Below are 2882 nucleotides of genomic sequence, written 5' to 3'. Positions count from 1 at the left end.
CCCGCGCCCGCACCGGCCGCGCCGCCCGCCTCGCCGCCCTGGGGCTGCTCGGCCTGCTGCGCGTAGAGCAGCGAGCCCGCCTCCTGCGAGACCTGCGCCAGCCGCTCGTGTGCCGACTTGATCTTATCGATGTCGCTGCCACCGAGCGCGCCGCGCAGCTCACCGAGCGCCTCGTTCAGCTTGTCGCGGTTCTCGGCGGGCAGCTTGTCGCCGTTCTCGGCGAGGAACTTCTCGGTCTGCCACTGGAGGGCCTCGGCGACGTTGCGGCTCTCGGCCTCGTCGCGACGGCGCTTGTCCTCCTCGGCGTGCTCCTCGGCGTCCCGGCGCATCCGCTCGATGTCATCCTTCGGCAGCGAGGAGCCGCCGGTGATGGTCATCTTCTGCTCCTTGCCGGTGCCCAGGTCCTTCGCGTGCACGTTGACGATGCCGTTGGCGTCGATGTCGAACGTGACCTCGATCTGCGGCACGCCACGCGGGGCCGGCGGGAGACCGGTCAGCTCGAAGGTGCCGAGCTTCTTGTTGTACGCGGCGATCTCGCGCTCACCCTGGAAGACCTGGATCAGCACCGACGGCTGGTTGTCGTCGGCGGTGGTGAACACCTCGGACCGCTTGGTCGGGATGGTGGTGTTGCGCTCGATCAGCTTGGTGAAGATGCCGCCCTTGGTCTCGATGCCCAGGCTCAGCGGGGTCACGTCGAGCAGCAGGACGTCCTTGACCTCGCCCTTGAGCACACCGGCCTGGAGGGCGGCGCCGACGGCGACGACCTCGTCCGGGTTGACGCCCTTGTTGGGCTCGCGGCCGGTGAGCTGCTTGACCAGGTCGGTCACGGCCGGCATCCGGGTCGAGCCGCCGACCAGGATCACGTGCTCGACGTCCGAGACCTTGATCCCGGCGTCCTTGACGGCCTGCTCGAACGGGCCCTTGCAGCGGTCCAGCAGGTCCTGCGTCATGCGCTGGAACTCGGCCCGGCTGAGCGTGACGTCCAGGTGCAGCGGGCCGGCGGAACCGGCGGTGATGTACGGCAGGTTGATGTTGCTGGTGGTGGCGGCGGACAGCTCGATCTTGGCCTTCTCGGCGGCCTCCTTGAGTCGCTGCAACGCCATCTTGTCCTGCGACAGGTCGATGCCGTGCTCGCCCCGGAAGGTCTTCACCAGGTGGTCGATGATCCGCTGGTCCCAGTCGTCGCCGCCGAGCAGGTTGTCACCGCTGGTCGACTTGACCTCGATGACGCCCTCGGCCAACTCCAGCAGCGACACGTCGAAGGTGCCGCCACCGAGGTCGAAGACCAGGACGGTCTGCTCCTTGGAACCCTTGTCCAGGCCGTACGCCAGGGCGGCCGCGGTCGGCTCGTTCACGATCCGCAGCACGTTGAAGCCGGCGATCTCGCCGGCCTCCTTGGTGGCCTGACGCTGGCCGTCGTTGAAGTACGCCGGGACGGTGATCACCGCGTCGGTGATCTGCTCGCCCAGGTACGCCTCGGCGTCCCGCTTGAGCTTCATCAGCGTCCGGGCCGAGATCTCCTGCGGGGTGTACTTCTTGCCGTCGATGTCGACGGACCAGTTGGTGCCGATCTCCCGCTTGACCGAGCGGATCGTCCGGTCCGGGTTCGTCACCGCCTGGCGCTTGGCCACCTCGCCGACGAGCACCTCGCCGTTGCGGGCGAACGCGACGATCGACGGGGTCGTCCGCGAGCCCTCGGCATTGGCGATGACGGTGGGCTCACCGCCCTCCAGGACGCTGACGCAGGAGTTCGTCGTGCCGAGGTCGATACCGACCGCACGTGCCATCTTCGCTTCCTCGCTTCGTAACGTTGTGCAGGTGACGGGCCCCCCGTCGCCCTGACCGGCGGTGTCGCCCACAGCGACCCCACCTCAAGTTGAGTGAACGTGACTCAATAGTGCCACGCCCCCCGGAATCGTCAAGTCGAGGTTGAGTCGGGTTGGCGCAAGTCACCGTTCGATACCGACTGGTTGTCTTACCTTGTGTCGGTCGGGCACGCTTTAGCGGTGACGACGAACGGCGATTCCGCCTCACCTTTCGGCACGCCCGCCGTCGCAGCCCGCACCGGCTCCACCGGCGGGGAGGACCGGCCCGCGGCAATCGGGGACGACGCCCTGCCCGCCGTGCTGGCCAGCCTGCGGGCCGCGATCGGAACGGCGCGATTCCCGCTGGTCCTGCCCTCGGCGGAGCCCGCCGGACGGACGGCCGCCGCTCTCGCCGACCAGCTCGACGACTACCTGCTGCCGCGGCTCTCCCGCCTCGACGCGCCGCTGCTCGTGGTGGTCGGCGGTTCCACCGGCGCCGGCAAGTCGACCCTGGTCAACAGCCTGGTCCAGGCGCGGGTCAGTGCCGCCGGGGTGCTGCGCCCGACCACCCGCTCGCCGGTCCTGGTCTGCAATCCGGCCGACTCGCCCTGGTTCCGTCGCGGCGAACTGCTGCCCGGGCTGACCCGCACCAACCAGCCCAGCGACGACCCGCGTTCGCTGCACCTGGTCACCGCCCCGGCCCTGGCCCCCGGGCTGGCGTTCCTGGACGCTCCCGACATCGACTCGGTGGTCGACGCCAACCGCGCGCTGGCCAACCAACTGCTCGCCGCCGCCGACCTCTGGCTCTTCGTCACCACCGCCGCCCGGTACGCCGACGCCGTGCCCTGGGAACTGCTGCACGGTGCGCGGGCCCGGGGCGCGGTCATCGCGCTGGTCCTCGACCGGGTGCCCGCCGAGGCCACCGACGAGGTCGCCGCCCACCTCGCCGAGATGCTGGCCGAGCAGGATCTCGGCGCGGCGCCGCTGTTCGTCCTGCCGGAGACCTGGGTCGACGGCCAGGGGCTGCTGCCGGACCGGGTCACCGCGCCGTTGGCGGACTGGTTCGCCCGGCTGGCC

1 protein-coding gene and 1 pseudogene are annotated in these 2882 nt (G+C 70.2%); one reads left to right on the top strand and one right to left on the bottom strand.

Annotation, left to right across the window (positions count from 1 at the left end):
- The coding region (dnaK, locus tag EYA84_RS29885) for a molecular chaperone DnaK (protein ID WP_131057465.1) at nt 1-1787 on the bottom strand (1787 nt) is incomplete at its 3' end.
- 219 nt (nt 1788-2006) lie between these two features.
- Here dnaK and EYA84_RS29880 point away from each other — a divergent pair.
- Nucleotides 2007-2882: pseudogene (locus tag EYA84_RS29880) on the top strand (ABC transporter); the annotation flags it as partial.

This window comes from Verrucosispora sp. SN26_14.1 (assembly GCF_004307965.1).
Classification (GTDB): Bacteria; Actinomycetota; Actinomycetes; order Mycobacteriales; family Micromonosporaceae; genus Micromonospora.
The sequence above is the reverse complement of the archived record's forward strand: the minus strand, read 5'-3'. Positions and strand labels throughout refer to the sequence as shown.